Here is a 22,031-nt window from a genome sequence, read left to right as displayed (position 1 = left end):
ACATGTGTCATGGTTTGTCCAGCACGGCGATACAGTCGATTTCGACGAGAAAGTCGGGATTCGGCAATGACACCACGATCGCGGTACTTCGGGCCGGGAATTTCCCGGCCTGGAAGTATCCCGCGTAAATGCGGTTCATCTCCTTGAAGTCTTCCCGCCGCACCAGCATCACATCCACCTTCACCACGCGGTCCCATCCCGTGCCTGCGGCCTTGAGGATGCCCGTGACGTTCTCCATCGCCTGAGTCATCTGCTTCGTGAAGTCGCCGACGGCGAGCTTGCCGTTCCGGTCATAAGCGGGAATCCCCGAAACGAACAGAAGATTGCCGGCTTTGACGGCCGGGGCGAGCGGCACGGGGATCACGTACTGATCGGCGGCCTGCACATATTCCAGCTGTGTTCGAGAGGAAGCGGCCTGCTGGCCCATGGGTGCCGTGCAGCCGCATAGAAGGAGGCCGGATCCGATGAATCCGGCAACAAGGAAGGGCGTTCGCATCGTGTTTTCTCCCGGGATCGGTCCTGTGCGCGATCCGGCAGTGGGCACGCTGCGAGACAGCGGATCGTGATCTCCTCCAGACAGTTTAGGAAATCGAAGAACGAAGGGGCACGCAACCCGCGCGGGAGGGGGCCGTGCCGAGAGAAATGGATGACCGGTGCTTCGTTTGTCCTACGAAAAAGCCGGTTGAGGATCGCCCTCGGCAAGTCGCGAAAATGAACAAGGGGTGTCATGCATTCGCGCACGACGCCCCTTCGCATTTTCCGTTTTCGCCCGTCAGTTGTAGATGTCGAACGAGAAATACTTCTTCGCGATCCGCTGGTAAGTCCCGTCCTGGATCAGGCTCGCAAGTGCCTGGTTGATCTGCGTGCGCAGCGCGTCGTCATCCTTGCGCACGCCGATCGCGGACCCCACGCCGAGCGTCTTCGGATCATGCAGCGGCGGCCCCGCGAATTCGAAGTTCGCCCCCTTCGCGGTTTTCAGGAAACCGAGGTCGGCCTGCACCGACGATTGCAGCGACGCATCGAGCCGCCCGGACAGCAGGTCCTGGTAGACGAGATCCTGCGTCTGATACGTGCGGACGATCACGCCCTTCGGCTCCCAGTACGTGCGTGCATAGGTCTCCTGCGTCGAACCCTGCTCGACGCCGACGCTCTTGCCCTGCAGCGATTCGGGCGTCGGCTGCAGGTTCGAGCCGCGCCGCGCGACGAGCCGGGGCGGCACGTTGTTGATCTTGTCCGTGAACGCGATCTGCGCGAGGCGCTTCTCGGTCACGCTCATCGACGACAGCACGCCGTCGAACTTGCGCGCCTTCAGCGCCGGGATCATCCCGTCGAACGCGTTCTCGACCCACACGCAGCGCACCTTCATCCGTTCGCAGATCGCATTGCCGAGATCGATGTCGAAGCCGACGAGCTTGCCGTCGGGCGCGAGCGATTCGAACGGCGCATAGCTGGGGTCGACGCCGAGGCGCAGGGCCGCCGGGTCTTTCGCGGCGGCGGCGCCGGCCGTCAGCGCGAGCGCCACGGCCAGAACGAGCTTTTTCATGACTGTCTCCAATACCGATTGATGTTGTCTGTTGTGAAGCAAACCAGCGGCCGATGGGCGTGACTGCCCGCGCCCGGCCATGCGCGGGCGGCTGGACGATCGCCGGAAGCGTTCGCCCCGATTCGAAGGGGGTTATCGAGCGGCGCCGGTGATGTGCACCATGCTGTGCCGGTAGCCGGCGGGCGCGAACACGGCGTTCAGCGCGGCCATCGCGGCGATCACGCCGAGATGCATCCACCACGCGATCGCGAAGCCGCCGCCCGCGTCGCGCAGCCAGCCGATCAGCCAGGGGCTCGCCGCGACGGTCAGGAAGCCGATGCCCTGCACGAACGCGGCGAGCGCGCCGGCGAGCCGTGCGTCGGGCAGGTGGTCGAGCGTGACGATCAGGCTCATCGAGAAGAAGCCGCCGAGCCCGAGGCCGACGCTCGCGACCCAGAGCCACGGCGCGAACGCGGGCAGCGTCGCGAACCCGATGAAGCCGGCCGCCTGCAGCGCGAGCGTGAGCCACAGCACGGCGCGGCGGTCGGGCGAACGTTTCGCGAGCATCGGCATCGCGAGCGCGCCGGTCGCCTGGAACAGCGCCATCCACGCGAGCAGGTTGCCGCTCGCCTGCGGACTCATGCCGATGCTGCGGTAGAACGCGGGCAGCCACGCGACGAGGCTGGCGTAGCCGCTGTTGCTGAGCCCGAAGAACAGCGCGAGCTGCCACGCGCGCGGAAGGCGGGCGAACGCGGTGATCGGGGCCGATACGGCCGTCGCGTGCACGGCGTCGCGCGGCGCCTTGGCGCGCCACAGCGCGAGCGTGACGAGCGCGGGAACGGCCCACACGGCGAGCGCGAGATGCCAGCCGCCGTGCGCGGCGAGCCACGGGCTCGCGACCGCGCCGAATGCGCCGCCGCCGACCAGCGCGGCCGAGTAGAGGCCCATCGCGAGCGGCAACCGGTCGACGAACCAGCGCTTCGCGAGGCCGGGCACGAGCGCCTGGATCACGGCGACGCCGGCGCCCGCGACGATCGCGGTCGCGATCAGGCCGGCGCTGCCGCCGGTCCACAGGCGCGCCGTGCAGCCGGCCGCGATCAGCGCCAGTGCGACGGTCAGCGCAAGGTGCTCGCCGACGCGCCGCGCGAGCCCGACACCGATCCCGGCGACGACCCCCATCAGCACGAACGGCAGCGTGGTCAGCAGCGCGGCCGCGCGAAAGCCGAGGCCCGTATCGGCGCGCACGACGTCGAGCACGGGGCCGAACGCGGTCAGGAACGGTCGCAGGTTGAGGCCGGCCAGCACCAGCAGCGCGAGCGCGCCATAGGACACGGAAGCCGCATGCGGGCGGTGGACGGCTTGCGCGGTGCCGGGGTCGGACATCGGGATGCTCCAGGGAGGGGCCAGTGGCCCTGTGATGCGATGCCGAAAGGGTAAGCGCGCGCTACGCCAGGTGAAAATTAAATATTCGACTGGGAATCAGTGCGGAATGCGATGGGTTCGCCCGGGGCGATGGCGCCCGATGGGCGCGGCTGGCGGCGGCCGGTGATATCGCGCGAGGGCGCGTTCATCAGATGAAACGCGCCGTCATGCGACGGGCATCTGCTCGGCCAGCGCTTGCTTGCGCGCGGCCACCAGCGTCCGGACGAGCGCGCGATCGGCCGCCGTTTCCGGCGTAAAGATCACGAGCGTCTGGTCGGGCCGGCCGCTCACAGCGAACGCCGAGTATTCGAGCGCGATTCGTCCGACAGCAGGATGGTGGAGCTCCTTGGTCCCTTCTTCGTGCGAGCGGATATCGTGGTCGCGCCACAGCGCGTCGAACTCGGCGCTCGTCGCGCGCATCTCGTCGACGAATGCCTGCACGGCCTGCGTCGCACCACCGCGCGCGACGTCGGCACGAAACGCGCCCACCGCGAACCGCGCGACGCGTTCCCAGTTCGTCTGCACGCCGCGCACGTGCGGATCGACGAAGATGAGCCTCAGGATGTTGCGTCGTTCCGGCGACAGCGTCGTGTAGTCGGTCAGCGTCGCGGCCGCGGCGTCGTTCCACGCGACGACGTCCCACGTCGCCGAGCGCACGATCGCGGGGCTCGCATCGAGTGAATCGAGCACGTGCTGCACCCGCGGCGACACGTGGTCGGTCGCGTGATAGCGCACTTCCGGCAGATGGCCGACACCGATCAGGAACAGGTGCTCGCGCTCGGCATCGTTCAGCAGTAGCGCGCGGGCGAGCCGGTCGAGCACGTCGGCCGACGGCGCACCGCCGCGCCCCTGTTCGAGCCACGTGTACCACGCGGTGCTCACGTGCGCGCGCTGCGCGACTTCCTCGCGCCGCAGTCCCGGTGTGCGGCGGCGCGTGGCCGGCAGCCCGAGCGCGGCCGGGTCGAGTTTCTCGCGGCGGTCCCGAAGGTACGCGCCGAGCAGGTTGTCGGGGGCGTCAGCCATGTCCTGTTAGTTCGTTTACCGGTAAACCGTCACGACTTCACCGTGCGCGGCGATCGACAGATAGTAAGCCTCCATGCCATCCGGAGGTGTTGAACATGCGTGTCTTTGTTACTGGAGCGTCGGGGTTCGTCGGCTCTGCCGTCGTGGCCGAACTCGTTGCCGCCGGGCACTCGGTGCTCGGTCTCGCGCGGTCCGATGCGGCCGCGTCGTCGGTTGCCGCGGCTGGCGCCGACGTCCATCGCGGGTCGCTGGAGGATCTCGGCAGCCTCACGCGCGGCGCAGAAGCCGCCGATGCGGTGATCCATACGGGATTCAATCACGACTTCTCGCGCTTCGCGCAGAACTGCGAGCTCGACCGTCATGCGATCGAGACGATCGGCGCGGTGCTCGCGGGCTCGGCGCGGCCGCTGGTCGTCACGTCGGGCCTCGCGCTCGTCGCGCCCGGGCGCGCGGCGACGGAAGACGATCCGCACGTGCCGGTGTCGTCGACCTACCCGCGTGCGTCCGAAGCGACCGCGGTCGAGCTGGAGGCGCGCGGCGTGCACGCGTCGGTCGTGCGCCTGCCGCCGTCCGTGCATGGCGACGGCGATCACGGCTTCGTGCCGCGCCTGATTGCGTTCGCGCGGGAAAAGGGGGTATCGGCCTATCTCGGTGATGGCGCCAATCGCTGGCCGGGCGTGCACCGGCTCGATGCGGCGCGCGTGTACCGGCTCGCGATCGAACGCGGTGCGGCCGGCGCGCGCTATCACGCGGTCGACGATACCGGCGTGCGGTTCCGGGAAATCGCGGAAGTGATCGGCCGGCGGCTGAACGTGCCGGTCGTCGCGAAAACAGCAACTGAAGCCGGCGAACACTTCGGCTGGTTCGCGATGTTCGCGGGGATGGATGCGCCGGCCACGAGCGAGCGCACGCGTGCATCGCTCGACTGGGCGCCGACGCAGCCGGGGCTGCTGGCCGATATCGACCGGCCGCGGTATTTCGAAAGCTGAGCGGGCGGCGGGCGTGCCGTCTTTTCAAACGGCACGCCTGCATGACGACGTTCAGACCGTGACGACGATCTTCCCGACCTGTGCGCCGGCCTCCATGTATCGATGCGCTTCCACGATGTCGTCGAACGCGAACGTGCGATCGATCAGCGGCTTCAGCGCGCCGGCCGCGAGCCCGTCGACGATGAAGCGCTTCGCGCGTTCGAGCTTCTGCGCGTCGCCGGTGATCTCGAACAGCTCGTAGCCGCGCAGCGTCAGATGGCGCGCAAGTAGATCCATCACGGGCACCGGGATGTCGCGCGTGTCGAGCGCGCCGTACTGGAAGAACGTGCCGTTCGTGGCCAGCGCGCGCAGCAGGTTCGCCGTGTCGGGGCCACCGACCGGATCGAACACGAGGCGCGCGCCGGTGCCGCCGGTGATGTCCGCCACCTGCTGCGGCAGGTCCGCAGGGCTGCCGACGATCACGTGCTTCGCGCCCGCGTCGAGCAGCGCCTGACGCTTCGATTCGCCGCGCGTCAGCGCGATCGGCACTGCGCCGACGTGGTTCGCGATCTGGATTGCCGCTTGCCCGACGCTGCTCGACGCGGCGCCGATCAGCACCGCGTCGCCGCGCCGCAGCCCGCCGAGTTCGATCAGCGCGCCCCAGGCCGTGACGAACATCATCCACGTCGCGGCCGCTTCCTCGAACGACAGGCTTGCCGGATGTCTGACCGCCGCATGCGCGGGTACGTTGACGACTTCGCCGTACATTCCGTAGTCGGCGAACGAGAACGCCGGCACGACGCTCACCGCATCGCCCTCGGCGAACGCCGTCACGTCGCGGCCGACCGCCGCGACGATGCCCGATGCCTCGTAGCCGAGCGCAGCCGGCAAGCGCGGCATGAACGTGTATTCGCCGCTGCGGAACATGACTTCCGCGCGATTGAGGCCGATCGCCTTCACGCGCAGCTGGATTTCGTCGGGGCCCGGCGCGGGCACGTCGACGGTGTCGATCTGCAGGACGTCGGGGCCGCCGACGCGGTGGAAACGAACGATGCGGGACATGGAGGGCTCCTTCAATGAACGGGTGTCGATGAAGGAGCATCGTAGGCGGGTACCTGCGCCGGAGGAACGTGCCGACGGATCATTGATTGTTATTCGGCGAATAACAATCGACGAAATCGGTTACCGGATTCGGCGCATCGTCGAGTGCTTCGCCAATCGCACCAAACGTCTTCATCGTTTCGCCGTGCGTTGCGGATGCCTGCCATCTCGTGCGCAAAATTGCTTTTTATTCAATGAAACCTATATTGGGATTTGTTCGTTTCGATATGAGGAATAAAAACGATGACGACTCAATCGAACGTGCTCGAGACGTTTCAGATGCATGCGGCCGTCGGAGGAGACACGTCGGCCGTGGTGTCGGAGCACGAATGCCTGAGTTACCGCGAGCTGGACCGTCGGAGCGACGCGGTTGCATCTGCATTGCGGGACCGGGGCGTCGGGCACGGCAGCCTGGTGCCGATCGAGGCGGCGCGTAACGCCGACTTCATCGTCGGGATCCTCGGCATCCTGAAGGCCGGTGCGACCTATGTCCCGATCGACGAACGCTATCCCGATGCCCGCAAGGACATCATCCTGCAGCAATGCAGTGCGTCGCTGGTGTTGACGGCTCGCGCGACGCCCCGGGATACGGCCGTTCCGTTCATCAGCGTGGCCGGCCTGTCCGCGCAGCGACCGGATCGGGACGACGCGCATGCGACGCAACGCGCCGATGCGCCCGATGGCGCGATCTACGTGATCTTCACGTCCGGCTCCACCGGCGCGCCGAAAGGCGTCATCGTCGAACATGCCGCCGTGGCCACACTCGTCGACTGGCACAACGCGCGCTTTTCGATGAATGCAGAAAGTCGAGCGACGCTGATGGCCGGCCTTGGTTTCGATGTGTCGCAGTGGGAAATCTGGTCGGCCCTCTGCGCGGGCGCGACGCTGTTCTTGCCGGACGACGATACGCGTTTCGATGCCGATGCGCTCGTCGGTTTCTTCACCCGTCACCGGATTACGCATGCGTACGTGCCCACCGTGATGGTGGCCGACGTGGTGGGCGTCGGCCAGCCGGCGGACCTGAAGCTCGAGTATCTGTTCACGGCCGGCGAAAAGCTCGATCCGGTCGATACCGACCGAATCGGTTACACGGTGGTCGATTACTACGGGCCGACCGAAGCGACGATCTTCGCGACGTGTCACGTCGTCCCGAGTGCAACGCTCGGCCGTCCGGCATCGATCGGACGCCCGGTCGGCAGGACCGAAATCCTGATCCTGAACGATGCGCAGGAGGTGGTAGGGGAGAGCGACGTCGGCGAGATCTGCATCGGCGGGCCGGGCCTGGCGCGCGGCTATCTGAACAACCCTGCATTGACTCGCGAGAAATTCCGTCAGCACCCCAAAATTATGGACCGGATCATCTATCGCACGGGAGATCTCGGGCGCTGGCTGAACGACGGCTCGATCCAGTTTCTCGGCCGCCTAGACGATCAGGTCAAGATTCGCGGCAATCTGGTCGAACTGAGCGAAATTCAATCGGTGCTCGTCAGGTCCGGCGTGGTACGCAAGGCGCTGGTGCTTGCGCTGCCCCGCGCTGCCGGAACCGGGAAGGAACTGGTCGCGTTCGCCGTGCCGGGCGATCCCGCTGCGCCGCCCGACCGTGTCGTCGACGCGCTCAAGGCAAGCGTGCGGCAATACCTGCCCGATTACATGTGGCCCGTTGGTCACGTGCTGCTCGACGAGATGCCGGTGACGGCGAACGGCAAAACCGACCGGGCTGCCCTGCAGCATCGTTACCAGGACGAACGGCGCAACCGGACGGAGCGAGAACCGTACACGGCCATCGAGCGGATCGTGGCGGATGCATTCGTCGCGTTGACCGGCCATGCGTCGTTTCTCAAGACCGACAGTTTCTTCGACATCGGCGGTAATTCGTTGTTGACGGCGAAGCTCGCGAGGGCGCTATCGGATGCCGCGGGGACGAAGATGCTGATCCGGGACGTCTACGAGCATCAATCGGTGGAAGGGCTGGCAGGCGAGATCGAGCGGCGTGTCGCGGCGGCGCTCGAGATCGACCGCGAGCCCGTTTATGTGCTCGCGGATGATATCCGCGTGCCGGAACAGGCGGATTTCAGCGGCGCGTTCGACAACGCGCTGCTGGCGCGCCCGCGCACGATTCTGTTGACGGGTGCCACGGGCTTCGTCGGCGTTCATTTGCTGGCCGAACTCCTTGCGACGACGTCGGCGATCGTGCATTGCCTGGTACGCGCGGAGGATGCCGTCGCGGGGCGGTCGCGGATCGACGAAAAACTGCGCGCCTACGACGCGAACCTCGGGCCGGACGAACGATCCCGCATCCGCGTGTGGGCGGGCGATCTCACGCAGGCGCGCTTCGGGTTGGACGAACGCGACTACGCGGCGCTGGCCGACGGAATCGACATCGTTTACCACTCCGCGGGCGCGGTCAATTTCATCCAGCCGTATTCGTACATGAAGAAGATCAACGTGGACGGCCTGACCCAGGTCCTCGCTTTCGCCGGGTGCCGGCGTACCAAGGCGATGATCCTGCTGTCGACGATCTCGGTGTACAGCTGGGGGCATCGCTTCACCGGCAAGGCGATGATGACCGAAGCGGACGACATCGATCAGAACCTGCCCGCGGTGCTCGAGGATATCGGCTACACGCGCAGCAAATGGGTGATGGAGAAAATGGCCGACCTGGCGGAGCAGCGCGGCCTGCCTCTGATGACCTTCCGGCTCGGCTACGCGACGTTTCACAGCGAGACCGGCGTCAGCGCAGACTATCAATGGTGGGGGCGGCTGGTGAAGACGTGCATGGCGCTCGGCACCGTGCCCGACCTGCAGGACCTGCGCGAAGGGTTGACGACCGTGGACTACATGACGAAAGCGCTTGCGTGGATTTCGCGCAATCCGGCCGCGCTGGGGCGGAAATTCAACCTGATCAATTCGCCCGAGGCCAACCTGACGCTTCGGGAATTTTTCTCGAAGCTGGAGCGTTACTTCGGCCTGCGATTCCGGGTCGTGCCGTTCCGCGACTGGCGCGATGCTTGGAAGACCGATATCGACGCACCGCTCTATCCGCTGTTGAGCCTGTTCGACGACAACATTCGCGATGGGATGTCCACGGCCGAGCTGTATCAGAACAATTACGTGTGGGACTGCCGCAACGTGATCGAATTTCTCGAAGGCAGCGGAATCGAGCAGCCGGCATTTTCCCGCGAGCAACTGGCGCGATACATGGAGCGGTCGATCGGCTATCGGGTCGCGCGGTGAGCAAGACGACGCAGCCGCGTGGCGCTTTTTACGCGGCGCTGTGCGGCTGCCGGTGAAGTCGGTCATCCGTCTGCATTCGTGCGCGTTCGTGATCCGGTCTACGCCGGATACCGCCGCGCAAACAGCTCGGTCAGCCAGTCGATGAACGCACGCACCTTGTCGGACAGATGCGCGCGGTTCGGGTACAGCACCGACACCGGCTTCGGCTCTGCCGGCACGCCGGGCAGCAGTTCGATCAGCTGGCCCGAGTCGATGCTCGGCTGCAGCGCGGGCCGTAACGCATGCACGATGCCGAGGCCGGCCAGCCCGCAGGACAGCAGCGCTTCCGAATTGTCGGTAAGCAGGCTGCTCGCGAGTTTCACCGCGACCGTTTCGCCGTGCGGGCGGAACGTCCATTCGAGCACCTTGCGATTGCTGCCGGTAAAGAAGTTGACCGCCCGATGCGCACGAAGGTCGTCGAGTGTGCGCGGCAAACCGTGGCGGGAAACATAGGCGGGCGACGCACACGTGACCATCGGCACCGTGCCGACCGTGCGCGCGATCATGCTCGAATCCTTCAGCTTGCCGACCCGCACGACGCAGTCGATGCCTTCGCCGATCAGGTCGGCCGGCTGGTCGCTCGCGCCGAGCACGAGCTCGATCTGCGGATAGCGCTGCTGGAAATCGGGCAGCGCCGGAATCACGACCGTCTTCGCCAGCGCGAGCGCGATGTCGATGCGCAACCGGCCTTTCGGTATCGCGCGCTGCTTCGGGAACGACGCGAACGCGTCATCGATGCTGCCGAGCAACTGCACGCAGCGCGCATGGAACGCCTCGCCTTCGGCGGTCACGCTGACGCGGCGCGTGCTGCGGTTCAGCAGCCGGACGCCGAGTTCCTGTTCGAGCTGCTGCACGGCTTTCGTCACGGCCGGCCGATGCAGTTGCAGCGCGTCGGCGGCCTGCGTGAAGTTGCCGCGTTCGACGATCTGTACGTAGATCTGCATCGCTTGCAGGCGGTCCATGGCATTTCCGGGTGTCGTGGCGAGCGGCCATCTTCGCATACCGTTCGACGCCGATGCGCAGCCGCCCGCCGCGCGTCATTCGACCGGATGCAGATCCTGCAGCAGCGTCGGCACGAGTTCCGACACGGTCGGGTGGATGTGCATCGCGCGGCTGATCGTCGTGTACGGCGCGCCCGCGGCCATCACGTCGAGCATCCCGTGCACGACTTCGTCGCCGGTCACGCCGAGGATCGACGCGCCGAGGATCGCGTGGCTGTCCGCGTCGACGATCACCTTCATGAAGCCCAGGCTCTCGCCTTTTTCCACCGCGCGGCCGACGCGCGTCATCGGGCGCGTGCCGACCAGCAGCCGGCGGCCGGTCTGCTTCGCTTCCGCGAGCGTCATGCCGACGCGGCCGAGCGGCGGATCGACGTACAGCGCGTACGCCGCGATGCGATCGGACACCTTGCGCGGATCGTTGTCGAGCAGGTTCGCCGCGACGATCTCGAAGTCGTTGTACGCGGTGTGCGTGAACGCGCCGCGCCCGTTGCAGTCGCCGAGCGCCCAGATGCCGGGCACGTTCGTGCGCAACTGTTCGTCCACCTCGATATAGCCGCGCGCGTCGGTCGCGACGCCCGCACGGTCGAGCCCGAGATCGTCGGTGTTCGGCACGCGTCCGACCGCGAGCAGCAGGTGCGAGCCTGCGACCTCGCGGCCGCCGCCCGCGCAGTCGAGGCCGACCGCGATGCCGCTGCCGTCGCGCCGTGCGCTCAGGCAGGTCGCATCGAGCTGCACGTCGATCCCTTCCTTCTCGAGAATGTCGCGCACGGCCTGCGACACGTCCTCGTCCTCGCGCCGGATCAGGCGATCACCTTTCTCGACGATCGTGACCTTCGACCCGAAGCGGCGATACATCTGGCCGAATTCGAGCCCGATGTAGCTGCCGCCGACGATCACGAGATGCTCGGGCAGGAAGTCGACGTCCATCATCGTCGAGTTGGTCAGGTACGGCACCGTGTCGAGGCCCGGCATGGCCGGCACCTGCGCGCGCCCGCCGACGTTGATGAAGATGCGTTCCGCTTCGAGCAGCGCGTCGCCCACGCGCACCGTGTTGGCGCGCTCGAAGCGGGCGTGGCCCTGAAACACGGTGGTGTTCGCGAGGCCGCGCACCCATTGCTCGACACCCTGGTTCGAGCGGCCGGAGATCTGGTCCTTGCGCGCCTTCACGGCTTTCATGTCGACGGTGACGGGGCCGCCGACCGACACGCCGTATTCGCTGCCCCGCCGCGCGAGGTGGGCGGCGTACGCGCTCGCGATCAGTGTCTTGGTCGGGATGCAGCCGGTGTTCACGCAGGTGCCGCCGAAGCGGCCGCGCTCGATGATCGCGACTTTCATCCCGGCGGCGGACAGCCGCGCGGCGAGTGGCGGCCCGGCCTGCCCGGTGCCGATGACGATCGCGTCGAAGTGTTGCGTCATGACGTCCTCCTGTGCGGGTGCAGCGAGGGAACGCGTGCGGGCGAGCCGCGTGCGAGGCCGGCGCGCGGTCGCGCGACGGCGAGCGCTTATGGTAGTCCTGTTGGCGTGCGCTCGCGAGTGCGGGGCAGGGTGGGAGCAGCGGGGCATGACGGCGTCTGGCCCTGCCCGCACCGGCCGGAGCACGAGGCAACCGGTCTCGGCGCGTTGCCCCGGCCGCGTCAGTCCTTGCGTTGCCACTGACTGAACGACACCGGGCGGTGCGCGTCGGCGCGCGTGACGGTGACGTGGTCGGGCTGGTCGTCGAGCGGAAACGATTGGGTGACGATCCGGTTCGAAAACAGCCACCCGTGCGTGCGCGGGTCGTAGCGGAACGTCACGTAGTCGCTCCAGTGCTGCCCGCACGCGACGAAGTTCTGCACGGTGAAATAGTGGCCTTTGATCGCGAAGCCGTTGTCGGCTGCATCTTCGGGATCGAACGGGTCGCACTGGCCGCCTTCGTTCGCGCGCAGCACGACCTGGTCGTTGCGGGCGGCGAGCCGGAATGCGTGGTCGGGCTGTTCCTCGAAGATCAGCAGTGGACGCGGCGACGGCTGCTCGCGCGTATCGACTGCCCGATGCACGACGACGAGAAAGCTGTGCCGCCCGTTGTCGAGATCCGGCCCGGCATGGGCGAGCAGCGGCTGGTAGCCGGGCGGCAACTGCGCGGCGATCGATTTAGGCAGGTCGCCGGCGCGGGCGTTGAGCGACAGCGCGGCGAGCAGCGGGAGAAGCACGATGGACAGGCGGGACATGCGCATGACAGGGTGTCCGGTCGAAAGGGAGAAAGAGGTGCCGACGGCGAGATGTTACAAATCCCGCCCGAGAAACTCGGTGCCCGGCACCGGATTGAATGCGACGGGCGGCGCGGGCGTGAAGCCGAGCGACGCATACAGTCGCCGCGCGGCGACGAACTCGGGTAGCACGTCGAGGCACATGCGCGCATAGCCGGCGGCCTTCGCGTCACGCAGCAGCCGTTCGACGAGTTGGCGGCCGACGTTCAGCCCGCGTGCTTCGGGGCGCACGTAGACGCGCTTCATCTCGCACGTCGTCGCGTCGATTTCGCGAAACGCCGCGCAGCCCACCGCGCGCTCGCCTTGCCACGCGAGCAGCAGCAGCCCGCGCGGCGCCGCGTATTTGCCGGGCAGCGCGGCGATCTCGGGCTCGTAGTCCTGGAATTCGAGGCTGACGGTGGGGCTCGCAATGTACTCGCGGAAGATCGCCTCGACGACGCGGGCGTCGTCGGGATAGCGGGCAGCGCGGATCTCGATCATGGGTGGCGGCGCGAATGACGGAAAAGAGGGCTAGCATAGCAGCGCAGGGCGGCTTTCGGCCATGCGTGAAGCGTGCCAGAATCGGCGCTTCGACCGTCGGAAACGACACGCAGGCGTCGGCGATTCGACGTCGCTCACCAAGGAGACTTCGATGACTGCATCGGCTGCCGTACTCGCCATCCTGGCTGCGCTGTTTCTCGGCGCGATGATTCCGGGCCCGAGCTTCGTGCTGGTTGCCCGGAATTCGATCGGGCTGTCGCGCCGCGACGGGCTCGCTACCGCGCTCGGCATGGGCATTGGCGGCATCGTGTTCGGCGGCGTCGCGCTGGCCGGGCTCTACACGCTGCTGCAGGCCGTCGAATGGCTGTACGTGGGCCTCAAGGTGGCGGGCGGCGCGTACCTGATCTACATGGCGTCGAAGATCTGGCGCGGCGCCGACCGGCCGATCGCGATGGACGATCCGGAGGCGATGGCCGGCGGCAGCGCGCGCAAGTCGTTCTGGACGGGCCTCACGACCCAGCTCAGCAACCCGAAGACGGCGATCTGGTACGGCAGCATTTTCGCGGCGCTGCTCCCGCAGCATCCGCCGCTGTGGTGCTATCTGGCGCTGCCGCCGCTCGTGTTCGGCGTGGAGTTCGGCTGGTACACGATCGTCGCGCTGTGTTTTTCCACCCGCCGGCCGCGCGAGCTCTACCTGCGCGCGAAGAAGTGGGTCGACCGCGTCGCCGCCGGCGCGATCACGCTGCTCGGGTTGCGACTGATCCTGAATGCACCGAAAGCGGGCATCTGACCGCTTCCATTCCCGATCTGCATCGCACGGCGGCCGGCCATTCCCGTGGCTGACCGCCGGCGCGCACCGCGCGAACGCGCATCGGCATCAGGCTTCGCTGAACCGCTCCAGCAGCGCCGCGAACCGCGTGTCGTCCGGAAACACCTTCACTTCGTAGCGCACCGGGCGATGCCCGGTGGCCGTCATCAGATCGCCGCACGTGCCCAGCAGCTCGGCCATCGGCACGTAGGCGGACTGTCCCGTCGACGCGCGATGGAGCGCGACGATATCCGTCTCGGGCAGCAGCGTATGCGCGCCGTCGCTCCACACGCCGACGCTGAACAGGGTGCCGTCCTGGCGCTTGTACACCGAGTAGGTCGCCACGAAGATGTCGGTGCCGTCTTGCTCATGCAGGTCGTTGAGCAGCATCCGCTGATCCTGGTAATCGCCCGCGAGCTCGCCGATGCGCAGCGCGTGCAGCTTCGATTCGAGCCCTTCCGGCACGAAGCGCCGCCAGGCGGCACCATCCCAGCGCAGCATCAGCGGCGGCAGCGGGCGCGGCTGCGCCTGCGCCTGTTCGGCAAGGTCGACCATCGCTGCCAGCCCGGCCGGATTGCGGTCGCCGGTGAGCAGCAGCACCGCGCGGTTCGGTGCCATCACGACCGGCGCGCCGGCGATCGGCTGCCGGTGGAGCAGGTCGGTCAGCAGCAGCCGTGCCGCGTCGTAGGATTCGTCGAATTGCGACAGGAATACCCCGTTCGGCAGCGCGGCCCACGGCGTCGACGATTCGGCCCGCAGGTTGTCGATCGCGATGTCGCATGCTTCGTCGAACGAGACGCCCCATTGGTCGAGCGTCGAGGTCGGCAGGCGCGCGATGTTGAACTCGCCGTCATACGCGATGCCGATCTCGATGTTCTCGCACAGCGGCCGGAACGCCAGCGCCGTGATGCCGATCTGCCCGGTCGTTTGCAGCGCCGCGACGCAGCGCTCGGTCGCGCTGCGGATCACGGGGCGCAGCTTCGCGCGCGCGGCGGCGAAATCCGTCGGGATTTCGTGCTGCATCATCGCGCTCGCCTGCCGCTTCAGCACGGTGTCCCGCTCGGACGGCTTCGCGGCCGCGTAGTCGCGGAACAGGTTGTTCAGGTTGATGATGGTCGACGGGGCATCCGACTGGACGAGGCAGCCCTTCTCGTCCTCGTGGCGCCAGGTGCGCGTGTCGCCCGATGCGCGCAGCGTGGCGATCAGGCGTTCGGCGAAGGCCTGCGGGGTCGGCGGTTTGCCGAAACGGTCGCGCAGGCGCGTGACGAGATTGGCAAGCATCGTGTGCGGTCGGGCCGGGCCCGTCTGTTGTCGTTGTGGGTCGGTGGCGCCCGGTCTCGGCGGCACGGCCCGCGGCCGGCACGCGTGGCTCGACGGGTGCTGCGATGGTAGCGCAACGCGGCCGGTATCGTCAGACGGTATTCGTAACCGGCGGGCGACATGGCTGCGGGCAAGGGCAACGGCGCGGCCGGACCATCGCCGCGGCGGCCCCCGGTCGCCCGCCAAGCCTTGCGCGGCGGGCGTTCGCGTGTGTCGCACGCCGCGCCGGATGGCGCCGCTTCCCCGATTCTGGCGGCCGACCTCCCGGCGACGTGTAAACTGCTGCCTTTTTTGACGGTTTGCAGCATGGTGCAAGCACCTCCGCGCCCGGCGCTGAGCGGCCCGGCGCTCGTCCGGTTGCTCGCGCGCCTGGCCGATGCCGACGTCGCGGAATCCCGGCAGACGCTGTCCGACCGGCTGAGCCAGTGGCTCGGCTGGACCGACGCGATCACGCTGTCGTCCGCGCTGAACGCGAGCCCGCCCGGCGTCGCGGCCGGCGTGCGCGGCTACGACGCGGAGCGCGACTGCGCGCGCGTGCGGCACGAGCTCGCGCAGGCGATCACGGCGACCAACCGGCCGCGTGCGCGGCGCCGGCCCGGCGATCCGCCGCCGCCGGCCGCCGACACGGCCGATTTCGCGGACTTCCGCCAGCGTTATCTGTCCCTGCAGCAGGACATGGAAACGGCGATCGGCCAGTTGCGCGGCCGCCTGCGGGTCGCGGTCGCCGCACGCTCGTCCGGAATGGCACGGCTCGCGACGCTCGACGCGATCATGGAGCGCGTGCTCGGCGCGCGCGAGCGCAGCCTGCTGTCGGCCATCCCCGCGCTGCTCGGCACGCGTTTCGGGCGGCTGCGCGACGCGGAGCGGCAGGCGCTGGCCGACGCTGAATCCGCAGCCGCAGCCGCAGCCGCAGCCGCAGCCGCAGCCGATCCGGCCGGTGACGGCGCGGTGGTGGCCGATGACACGACCGTCGCGGCGATCGTGCCCGGCACATGGCTCGATACGTTTCGCGACGAGATGCAAAGCATCCTGCTTGCCGAACTCGAAGTCCGGTTTCAAACGGTAGACGGGCTGCTCGCGGCCCTTCGCACCAGCTAATCAACACGCTATGTCCAGAATTCGCCTTGATCTCGTTGTCTTCGTCGCCGGTCTGCTCGCTGTGTGCTGGATCGGCGTCGGCTATGTCGCGTCGAACCCGCTGGCGTCGGCCGTCACGCTGCTGATCGCCGCGTGCTACGTCGCCGGCGCATGGGAACTGCTGCGCTACCGGCAGGCCACCGCCACGCTGTCGCGCGCGGTCGCCGGCCTGACCGAGCCGCCCGCGAAGCTCGACACGTGGCTCGACACGCTGCACCCGGGGCTGCGCGGCGCCGTGCGTGCGCGGGTCGAAGGCGCGCGCGTCGCGCTGCCGGGCCCGTCGCTCACGCCTTACCTCGTCGGCCTGCTCGTGCTGCTCGGCATGCTCGGCACGCTGCTCGGGATGGTCGTCACGCTGAAGGGCACGGGCGCCGCGCTCGAAAGCGCGACCGATCTCGACGCGATCCGCGCGTCGCTGATCGCGCCGGTGAAGGGTCTCGGGTTCGCGTTCGGCACGTCGATCGCCGGCGTCGCGACGTCCGCGATGCTCGGGCTGCTGTCCGCGCTCGTGCGCCGCGAGCGGATCGACGCGGCCCAGCAGCTCGACGCGAAGATCGCGACGACGTTGCGCGTGCATTCGTCCGCGCACCAGCGCGACGAATCGTTCCGGCTGCTGCAGCGCCAGGCCGACGTGATGCCGGCGCTGGTCGATCGCCTGCAGACGATGATGACGACGCTCGAGGCGCGCAGCGTCGCGCTGCACGATCGCCAGATCGAAAGCCAGCAGGCGTTTTTCGACCGGACCGAGCGCGCGTACGCGGGCCTCGCGTCGAATGTCGGCGATGCGCTGAAGGAAAGCGCCGCCGAAAGCGCGCGCGTGGCCGGTGCCGCGCTGCAGCCGGTCGTCGCCGCGACGATGACGGGGCTTGCGCAGGAGATGGCCGCGCTGCGCGACACCGTGACGGGCGCCGTGCAGCGTCAGCTCGACGGGCTGACGGACGGCTTCGAGAAGACCACCGGCAACGTGACGGCCGTCTGGAACCGCGCGCTCGACGAACAGCGCCGTGCAGGCGACGCCGTCGCGCAGCAGCTGCAGACGACGCTCGGCCAGTTCACCGACACGTTCGCGCAGCGTTCGACGGACCTGCTCGACGGCGTGGCAACGCGCCTCGAATCGACTGAAAGCCGCCTGTCGGACGCATGGCGCGATGCGCTGTCGCGCCAGGAGCAGGTCGGCGAGACGCTGGCCGGCCAGCATGCGCGCGCGCTGGGCGACGCCGCCGCGACGTTCGAACGCCATTCGGGCGCGACGCTTGCCGCGATGCGCGAGTCGCACGCGGGGCTGCAGACCGACCTGGCGGCGCGCGACGAACAGCGTGTCGCCGCGTGGAACGATTCGCTGGCCGCGATGGCCGCGAAGCTCGGCGACGAATGGCAACGCGCGGGTGTACACAGCGCCGGCCGGCAGCAGGAAATCTGCGACGCACTGGCGCAAACGACGCGCGATCTCACGGCACAGGCTTCGACGTTCGAACAACGCTCGAACGATCTGCTGTCGACGATTCGCGATTCGCACACGGGCCTGCAGACGCAGCTTGCCGCGCGCGATGAAGAACGCCTGTCGGCATGGAACGATTCGCTGGCCGCGATGGCCACGAAGCTCGGCGACGAATGGCAGCGCGCAGGCGTGCATAGCGCTGGCCGCCAGCAGGAAATCTGCGACGCACTGGCGCAAACGACGCGCGACCTGACCACGCAGGCGTCGACCTTCGAACAACGTTCGACCGATCTGCTGTCGACGATCCGCGATTCGCACACGGGCCTGCAGACGCAGCTTGCCGCGCGCGATGAAGAACGCCTCACCGCGTGGAACGATTCGCTGGCCGCGATGGCCACGAAGCTCGGCGACGAATGGCAGCGTGCAGGCGTGCATAGCGCCGGCCGCCAGCAGGAAATCTGCGATTCGCTCGCACAAACGACGCGCGATCTGACCACGCAGGCGTCGACCTTCGAGCAACGCTCAAGCGATCTGCTGTCGACGATCCGCGATTCGCACACGGGCCTGCAGACGCAGCTCGCTGCGCGCGATGAAGAGCGCCTCACCGCGTGGAACGATTCGCTGGCCGCGATGGCCACGAAGCTCGGCGACGAATGGCAACGCGCAGGCGTGCACAGCGCGGGCCGCCAGCAGGAAATCTGCGATGCACTGGCACAAACGACGCGCGATCTGACCGCGCAGGCATCGACGTTCGAACAACGTTCGAACGACCTGCTGTCGACGATCCGCGATTCGCATACGGGCCTGCAGACGCAACTGGCCGCGCGCGACGAACAGCGCCTGTCCGCATGGAACGACTCGCTCGCCGCGATGGCCGCCGCGCTGCGTGACGAATGGGCGCAGACGAGCGCGCAGGCCGCGACGCGTCAGCAGGACATCTGCGACACGCTGGCGCGCACCGCGAACGACATCACCGCGCAGGCACAGGTGCATGCGAGCGACACGATCAACGAGATCGCGCGCCTCGTGCAGGCTGCGTCGGAGGCGCCGAAGGCCGCGGCCGACGTCGTCGCCGAGCTGCGCCAGCGCCTGTCCGACAGCCTGGTGCACGACACCGCGATGCTCGAGGAACGCAGCCGTCTGCTCGCGACGCTCGAAACGCTGCTCGGCGCGGTCAACCACGCGTCGACCGAACAGCGCACCGCGATCGACGCGCTCGTCAGCACGTCGGCCGACCTGCTCGACCGCGTCGGCGCGCGCTTCAACGACACCGTCGATGCCGAAACGCGCAAGCTCGACTCGGTGGCCGCGCAAGTCACGGCAGGTGCCGTCGAAGTCGCGAGCCTCGGCGACGCGTTCGGGATGGCCGTGCAGGTATTCGGCGAGTCGAACGACAAGCTGCTGACCCATCTGCAACACATCGAGGCCGCGCTCGAGAAATCGCTCGCGCGCAGCGACGAGCAGCTCGAGTACTACGTCGCGCAGGCGCGTGAGGTGATCGACCTGAGCATGATGTCGCAGAAGCAGATCGTCGAAGACCTGCAGCAGCTCGCCGGCCGGCGGGCGAGCGTCGGAGCGTAACGCATGCACGACGAAATCGACGGCGGCGCGTCCTCCGCGCCGGTATGGCCCGCGTTCGCCGACCTGATGTCGGTGCTGCTCGGCGCGTTCGTGCTGATCCTCGTCGGCGTGATCGGCATGCAGCTTCAGCTCACGTCGAAGCTCGAGGAGGCCGTACGCGCGCGCCAGCAGGAAGCGCAGCAGCGCAAGTCGCTCGAGCAGGCGCTCGCCGGGCCGCTCGCGGCCGGCCGCGTGACGCTCGTGAACGGTCGTATCGGCATCAGCGGCAACGTGCTGTTCGCATTGAACTCCGACCAGTTGCAGCCCGCGGGCCGCGATCTGCTGAAGACGCTGGCCGCGCCGCTGGGCGCCTACCTGAAGACGCGCGACGAGATCCTGATGATCAGCGGCTTCGCCGACGACCAGCAGGTGCATGCGGGCAACCGCCAGTTCACGGACAACTGGGAGCTGTCGGCCAAGCGTGCGTTGACCGTCACGCGTGCGCTGATCGACGCCGGCGTGCCGGCGTCGTCGGTGTTCGCGGCCGCGTTCGGCTCGGAACAGCCGGTCAGCTCGAATGCGGACGATGAAGGCCGCGCGAAGAACCGTCGCGTGGAGATCGCGCCGGTGCCGCGCAAGTCGGCATCGAACGGAGGGAAGGCGAAGTGACCGGCGACGCGACGCACGTTCGCGCGACGCTCGACGCATGGCGCGAGCAGGGCGCCGACCGGCTCGATCCGGTGCGCTTTCACCGGATCGACGCGCTCGAACGGCGGGCGGCCGCGCTCGAAGGTGACGCACGCGCGTTGCTCGACGCGCGTCTGGCGACGTTGCTCGAAGGTTTCGCGGAGGTTGTGTCGCGCGCCGGTGAAACGGCCACCGTGAGCGACGCGCCAGGTGCGCCCGCGCGCGGCGCGCTGGCGGAACTCGTCGAGCGGCTCGCGCGCGATGCGCAGGCCGACCGGCGCGGGCTCGATCCCGAGCTGGTCGACTACTTCCGCACGATGTGGTCGAAAGTCCGCACGGAGCAGCAGTACCGTCAGTCGCTCGACCAGGTGCCGCGCAACGCGGGGCCGCTCAATTCGAACAGTCTCGTGCACCGGTCGCTCGCGACGATGCGCGAGTTGTCGCCGGCCTATCTGCAGCAGTTCCTGTCGTATGTCGACGCGCTCGCGTGGCTCGAGGATCTTGCCGGCGGCGGCGCGCAGCCCGAGAAGGAAGCGCCGCGCGCGAAGGCGGCAAAACCGGCGAAGAAGGTGGCGCGCACGAAGGCGCGGTAACGCCGCGCGCGTTCACGAACGAACGCAGGTCACTACCGGCCGGGCTCTGCCTCCTGGATCGCCGCGCGCAGTGCGTGCAACGCGTCGGTCAACGCCGATGCGAACGGCGGATGCGCGGCGACGCCCGCCGCGTCGAGCTGGCTTCCGAGGATCGGCAGCGTGATCGACGCGGGTTCGACGATGCGCGCCGACATCACCGACAGCGTTTCGCGCAGCGCCGCGTCCGCATGCGTCGCGCGCGGCGACGCATTCAGCACCGCGACCGGTTTGTACACGACGGCCTCGCATCCCACGATCCAGTCCAGCGCGTTCTTCATCACGCCCGTTACGCCGTGCGCGTATTCCGGGCTGGCGATCAGCAAGCCGTCGGCAGCATTCACGCGGTCGATCAGGTCGCGCACCGCGGCGGGCGACGGATATTCGGCATCGGGATTGAACAGCGGGAATTCGCCGAGACGATCGAAGCGCACGATGCGCATGCCGCGCGGTGCGACGAGCGCGGCCGCATCGAGCAGCGCGGCGTTGTACGACTGCGTGCGGAGGCTGCCGCACAGCGCGACGATGTCGATGTGGCGGTCGGCGTGGGTGCGGGGATCGGTGGTCATCGATGTGCGTGTCGGTTGGCGCGTGGCATAGCGGCGTGCGTCGCGCGGGTCGCACGGATTATCGCACCGGCGTCGGGACGGCACCGGTTATCCCCGTCACGCGCGCGAATTCCCCGATTTCCCATCCATTACCGAGCAACAGTCGCCGCGTATGCAGCGCGCCGTGCACGTCGTCGGCGACGGCGTCGCCGAGATAACGCAGCGCACGCCCCTCGATATCGACGAAGCCGTGCCGGTAGTCCTGCGCGAGCGCCGTCCACAACTGCGCGGCGCCAACCGACTGGCGCGCGCCGCTGATCAGGCACAGGCCCGCGTCGAGCCCCCAGCGATACAGCGTCGTCGCGAGGCCCTTGCGCTGCGACGAGCCGCGCAGCCGCGTATGCGGCGCGCGCAGGTAGCGGTCGGCGCGGCGCGGGATTTCGGGTAAGCGGTTGAACACCGTATAGCCGGCGAGCTGGCGCGCGGCCGGATCCTCGACATACAGGAAGTATTCGCCGTCCGCTTCGCGGTGGCGGACGATCAGGCCGGAGCGGCCGAGCGCGATGGCCGGCAGGCCGTGCAGGCGATGGCCTGGCTGGTGGAGACGCGCGTAGAGCGTGTCGAGTTCATCGTCGATGTCGTGCTGGGAATGCTGTACGTCGATGCGCATGGCAAAGGTCGCCCGTCCCGGGCGGTCCGAGAAAGTGGTTCATCGCAAAAGGGGAGAGGAATGGGTGCGGCCCCCGGGCTCGGCGAAGCGAGCCGGGGCCGCGAATCAGCTGGGGATGTGCTGGAAACCGGCGGCGATCGCGGCGAGGCCCGCGATGCAGAGTGCAAACAGGATCAGGACTTTGTGGATCACGTCTCT

The 22,031-nt window shown here is 68.1% G+C and carries 20 protein-coding genes; 8 read left to right on the top strand and 12 right to left on the bottom strand.

Features of this window, described 5'->3' with window-relative positions:
- Positions 1–7: 7 nt before the first annotated feature.
- The 4 genes from BCO18175_RS02180 to BCO18175_RS02165 form a co-directional block, all read right to left on the bottom strand.
- Positions 8–496 carry a RidA family protein gene (locus BCO18175_RS02180; protein WP_174979149.1) on the bottom strand — a complete coding sequence of 163 codons (489 nt, stop codon included), beginning with the start codon at positions 494–496 and terminating at the stop codon, positions 8–10.
- A gap of 276 nt (positions 497–772) precedes the next feature.
- Positions 773–1,543: an ABC transporter substrate-binding protein gene (locus tag BCO18175_RS02175; RefSeq protein ID WP_174979148.1), complete on the bottom strand. Its 771-nt coding sequence runs from the start codon at positions 1,541–1,543 to the stop codon at positions 773–775.
- A 132-nt stretch (positions 1,544–1,675) separates the two neighbouring features.
- Positions 1,676–2,905, bottom strand: coding sequence for a cyanate transporter (locus tag BCO18175_RS02170; protein WP_174979147.1), 1,230 nt, complete (start codon positions 2,903–2,905; stop codon positions 1,676–1,678).
- 204 nt (positions 2,906–3,109) lie between these two features.
- Positions 3,110–3,967: a helix-turn-helix transcriptional regulator gene (locus BCO18175_RS02165; protein ID WP_174979146.1), complete on the bottom strand. Its 858-nt coding sequence runs from the start codon at positions 3,965–3,967 to the stop codon at positions 3,110–3,112.
- 95 nt (positions 3,968–4,062) lie between these two features.
- Between BCO18175_RS02165 and BCO18175_RS02160 the strand changes: the two genes are divergently transcribed.
- Positions 4,063–4,956 (top strand): SDR family oxidoreductase, encoded by an 894-nt coding sequence (locus BCO18175_RS02160; RefSeq protein ID WP_174979145.1) that lies wholly within the window; start codon positions 4,063–4,065, stop codon positions 4,954–4,956.
- Between the two features lie 51 nt (positions 4,957–5,007).
- On the opposite strand, the gene BCO18175_RS02155 is transcribed toward BCO18175_RS02160, so the two are convergent.
- Positions 5,008–5,997, bottom strand: coding sequence for a zinc-dependent alcohol dehydrogenase family protein (locus tag BCO18175_RS02155; RefSeq protein ID WP_174979144.1), 990 nt, complete (start codon positions 5,995–5,997; stop codon positions 5,008–5,010).
- Here BCO18175_RS02155 and BCO18175_RS02150 point away from each other — a divergent pair.
- Positions 5,996–6,274 carry a hypothetical protein gene (locus tag BCO18175_RS02150; RefSeq protein WP_174979143.1) on the top strand — a complete coding sequence of 93 codons (279 nt, stop codon included), beginning with the start codon at positions 5,996–5,998 and terminating at the stop codon, positions 6,272–6,274. The genes BCO18175_RS02155 and BCO18175_RS02150 overlap by 2 nt on opposite strands.
- A 5-nt stretch (positions 6,275–6,279) precedes the next feature.
- On the top strand, positions 6,280–9,270 hold the full coding sequence (locus BCO18175_RS02145) for an amino acid adenylation domain-containing protein (protein WP_174979142.1): 2,991 nt from the start codon (positions 6,280–6,282) through the stop codon (positions 9,268–9,270).
- A 98-nt stretch (positions 9,271–9,368) separates the two neighbouring features.
- Here the strand turns inward: BCO18175_RS02145 and BCO18175_RS02140 are convergent, their stop codons facing one another.
- From BCO18175_RS02140 to BCO18175_RS02125, 4 genes are all read right to left on the bottom strand, one after another.
- Positions 9,369–10,271, bottom strand: a complete 903-nt coding sequence (locus tag BCO18175_RS02140) for a LysR family transcriptional regulator (protein WP_174979141.1) — start codon at positions 10,269–10,271, stop codon at positions 9,369–9,371.
- A 75-nt stretch (positions 10,272–10,346) separates the two neighbouring features.
- Positions 10,347–11,726 (bottom strand): FAD-containing oxidoreductase, encoded by a 1,380-nt coding sequence (locus BCO18175_RS02135; RefSeq protein ID WP_174979140.1) that lies wholly within the window; start codon positions 11,724–11,726, stop codon positions 10,347–10,349.
- 218 nt (positions 11,727–11,944) lie between these two features.
- The gene (locus tag BCO18175_RS02130; RefSeq protein ID WP_174979139.1) at positions 11,945–12,523 is read right to left on the bottom strand and encodes a hypothetical protein; all 579 of its coding nucleotides are present in this window, start codon (positions 12,521–12,523) and stop codon (positions 11,945–11,947) included.
- Between the two features lie 48 nt (positions 12,524–12,571).
- The gene (locus tag BCO18175_RS02125) at positions 12,572–13,036 is read right to left on the bottom strand and encodes a GNAT family N-acetyltransferase (RefSeq protein WP_174979138.1); all 465 of its coding nucleotides are present in this window, start codon (positions 13,034–13,036) and stop codon (positions 12,572–12,574) included.
- A 151-nt stretch (positions 13,037–13,187) separates the two neighbouring features.
- On the opposite strand from BCO18175_RS02125, the gene BCO18175_RS02120 reads away from it, so the two are divergent.
- On the top strand, positions 13,188–13,826 hold the full coding sequence (locus tag BCO18175_RS02120; RefSeq protein WP_174979137.1) for a LysE family translocator: 639 nt from the start codon (positions 13,188–13,190) through the stop codon (positions 13,824–13,826).
- 87 nt (positions 13,827–13,913) lie between these two features.
- Here BCO18175_RS02120 and BCO18175_RS02115 read toward each other — a convergent pair whose 3' ends face one another.
- Positions 13,914–15,125 (bottom strand): hypothetical protein, encoded by a 1,212-nt coding sequence (locus BCO18175_RS02115; protein ID WP_174979136.1) that lies wholly within the window; start codon positions 15,123–15,125, stop codon positions 13,914–13,916.
- Positions 15,126–15,470: 345 nt separating this feature from the next.
- On the opposite strand from BCO18175_RS02115, the gene BCO18175_RS02110 reads away from it, so the two are divergent.
- Genes BCO18175_RS02110 through BCO18175_RS02095 form a run of 4 tightly spaced genes read left to right on the top strand, consistent with a single transcriptional unit; the run spans position 15,471 to position 20,579 of the window.
- On the top strand, positions 15,471–16,262 hold the full coding sequence (locus tag BCO18175_RS02110) for a DUF3348 domain-containing protein (RefSeq protein WP_174979135.1): 792 nt from the start codon (positions 15,471–15,473) through the stop codon (positions 16,260–16,262).
- Positions 16,263–16,272: 10 nt separating this feature from the next.
- Positions 16,273–19,320, top strand: a complete 3,048-nt coding sequence (locus BCO18175_RS02105) for a DUF802 domain-containing protein (protein ID WP_174979134.1) — start codon at positions 16,273–16,275, stop codon at positions 19,318–19,320.
- Between the two features lie 3 nt (positions 19,321–19,323).
- Positions 19,324–19,968, top strand: a complete 645-nt coding sequence (locus BCO18175_RS02100) for an OmpA family protein (RefSeq protein ID WP_174979133.1) — start codon at positions 19,324–19,326, stop codon at positions 19,966–19,968.
- The gene (locus BCO18175_RS02095) at positions 19,965–20,579 is read left to right on the top strand and encodes a DUF2894 domain-containing protein (RefSeq protein ID WP_174979132.1); all 615 of its coding nucleotides are present in this window, start codon (positions 19,965–19,967) and stop codon (positions 20,577–20,579) included. Before BCO18175_RS02100 ends, BCO18175_RS02095 begins: the two co-directional genes overlap by 4 nt.
- Before the next feature lie 32 nt (positions 20,580–20,611).
- Here the strand turns inward: BCO18175_RS02095 and BCO18175_RS02090 are convergent, their stop codons facing one another.
- Together BCO18175_RS02090 and BCO18175_RS02085 are read right to left on the bottom strand one after the other, a co-directional pair.
- Positions 20,612–21,184 carry an NADPH-dependent FMN reductase gene (locus BCO18175_RS02090; protein WP_174979131.1) on the bottom strand — a complete coding sequence of 191 codons (573 nt, stop codon included), beginning with the start codon at positions 21,182–21,184 and terminating at the stop codon, positions 20,612–20,614.
- A 58-nt stretch (positions 21,185–21,242) separates the two neighbouring features.
- On the bottom strand, positions 21,243–21,833 hold the full coding sequence (locus tag BCO18175_RS02085; protein ID WP_174979130.1) for a histone acetyltransferase: 591 nt from the start codon (positions 21,831–21,833) through the stop codon (positions 21,243–21,245).
- Between the last annotated feature and the right edge of the window lie 198 nt (positions 21,834–22,031).

The sequence above is a fragment of the Burkholderia lata genome (genome assembly GCF_902499335.1).
Classification (GTDB): Bacteria; Pseudomonadota; Gammaproteobacteria; order Burkholderiales; family Burkholderiaceae; genus Burkholderia; species Burkholderia lata_B.
The sequence above is the reverse complement of the archived record's forward strand: the minus strand, read 5'-3'. Positions and strand labels throughout refer to the sequence as shown.

What these genes read in the sequence shown, in the direction of transcription:
- BCO18175_RS02170 (WP_174979147.1), bottom strand. Translation starts at nt 2,905, where the DNA reads ATGTCCGACCCCGGCACCGCGCAAGCCGTCCACCGCCCGCATGCGGCT.
- BCO18175_RS02085 (WP_174979130.1), bottom strand. Translation starts at nt 21,833, where the DNA reads ATGCGCATCGACGTACAGCATTCCCAGCACGACATCGACGATGAACTC.
- BCO18175_RS02160 (WP_174979145.1), top strand. Translation starts at nt 4,063, where the DNA reads ATGCGTGTCTTTGTTACTGGAGCGTCGGGGTTCGTCGGCTCTGCCGTC.
- BCO18175_RS02145 (WP_174979142.1), top strand. Translation starts at nt 6,280, where the DNA reads ATGACGACTCAATCGAACGTGCTCGAGACGTTTCAGATGCATGCGGCC.
- BCO18175_RS02100 (WP_174979133.1), top strand. Translation starts at nt 19,324, where the DNA reads ATGCACGACGAAATCGACGGCGGCGCGTCCTCCGCGCCGGTATGGCCC.
- BCO18175_RS02090 (WP_174979131.1), bottom strand. Translation starts at nt 21,184, where the DNA reads ATGACCACCGATCCCCGCACCCACGCCGACCGCCACATCGACATCGTC.
- BCO18175_RS02165 (WP_174979146.1), bottom strand. Translation starts at nt 3,967, where the DNA reads ATGGCTGACGCCCCCGACAACCTGCTCGGCGCGTACCTTCGGGACCGC.
- BCO18175_RS02125 (WP_174979138.1), bottom strand. Translation starts at nt 13,036, where the DNA reads ATGATCGAGATCCGCGCTGCCCGCTATCCCGACGACGCCCGCGTCGTC.
- BCO18175_RS02175 (WP_174979148.1), bottom strand. Translation starts at nt 1,543, where the DNA reads ATGAAAAAGCTCGTTCTGGCCGTGGCGCTCGCGCTGACGGCCGGCGCC.
- BCO18175_RS02155 (WP_174979144.1), bottom strand. Translation starts at nt 5,997, where the DNA reads ATGTCCCGCATCGTTCGTTTCCACCGCGTCGGCGGCCCCGACGTCCTG.
- BCO18175_RS02130 (WP_174979139.1), bottom strand. Translation starts at nt 12,523, where the DNA reads ATGCGCATGTCCCGCCTGTCCATCGTGCTTCTCCCGCTGCTCGCCGCG.
- BCO18175_RS02105 (WP_174979134.1), top strand. Translation starts at nt 16,273, where the DNA reads ATGTCCAGAATTCGCCTTGATCTCGTTGTCTTCGTCGCCGGTCTGCTC.
- BCO18175_RS02120 (WP_174979137.1), top strand. Translation starts at nt 13,188, where the DNA reads ATGACTGCATCGGCTGCCGTACTCGCCATCCTGGCTGCGCTGTTTCTC.
- BCO18175_RS02115 (WP_174979136.1), bottom strand. Translation starts at nt 15,125, where the DNA reads ATGCTTGCCAATCTCGTCACGCGCCTGCGCGACCGTTTCGGCAAACCG.
- BCO18175_RS02135 (WP_174979140.1), bottom strand. Translation starts at nt 11,726, where the DNA reads ATGACGCAACACTTCGACGCGATCGTCATCGGCACCGGGCAGGCCGGG.
- BCO18175_RS02150 (WP_174979143.1), top strand. Translation starts at nt 5,996, where the DNA reads ATGGAGGGCTCCTTCAATGAACGGGTGTCGATGAAGGAGCATCGTAGG.
- BCO18175_RS02140 (WP_174979141.1), bottom strand. Translation starts at nt 10,271, where the DNA reads ATGGACCGCCTGCAAGCGATGCAGATCTACGTACAGATCGTCGAACGC.
- BCO18175_RS02110 (WP_174979135.1), top strand. Translation starts at nt 15,471, where the DNA reads ATGGTGCAAGCACCTCCGCGCCCGGCGCTGAGCGGCCCGGCGCTCGTC.
- BCO18175_RS02180 (WP_174979149.1), bottom strand. Translation starts at nt 496, where the DNA reads ATGCGAACGCCCTTCCTTGTTGCCGGATTCATCGGATCCGGCCTCCTT.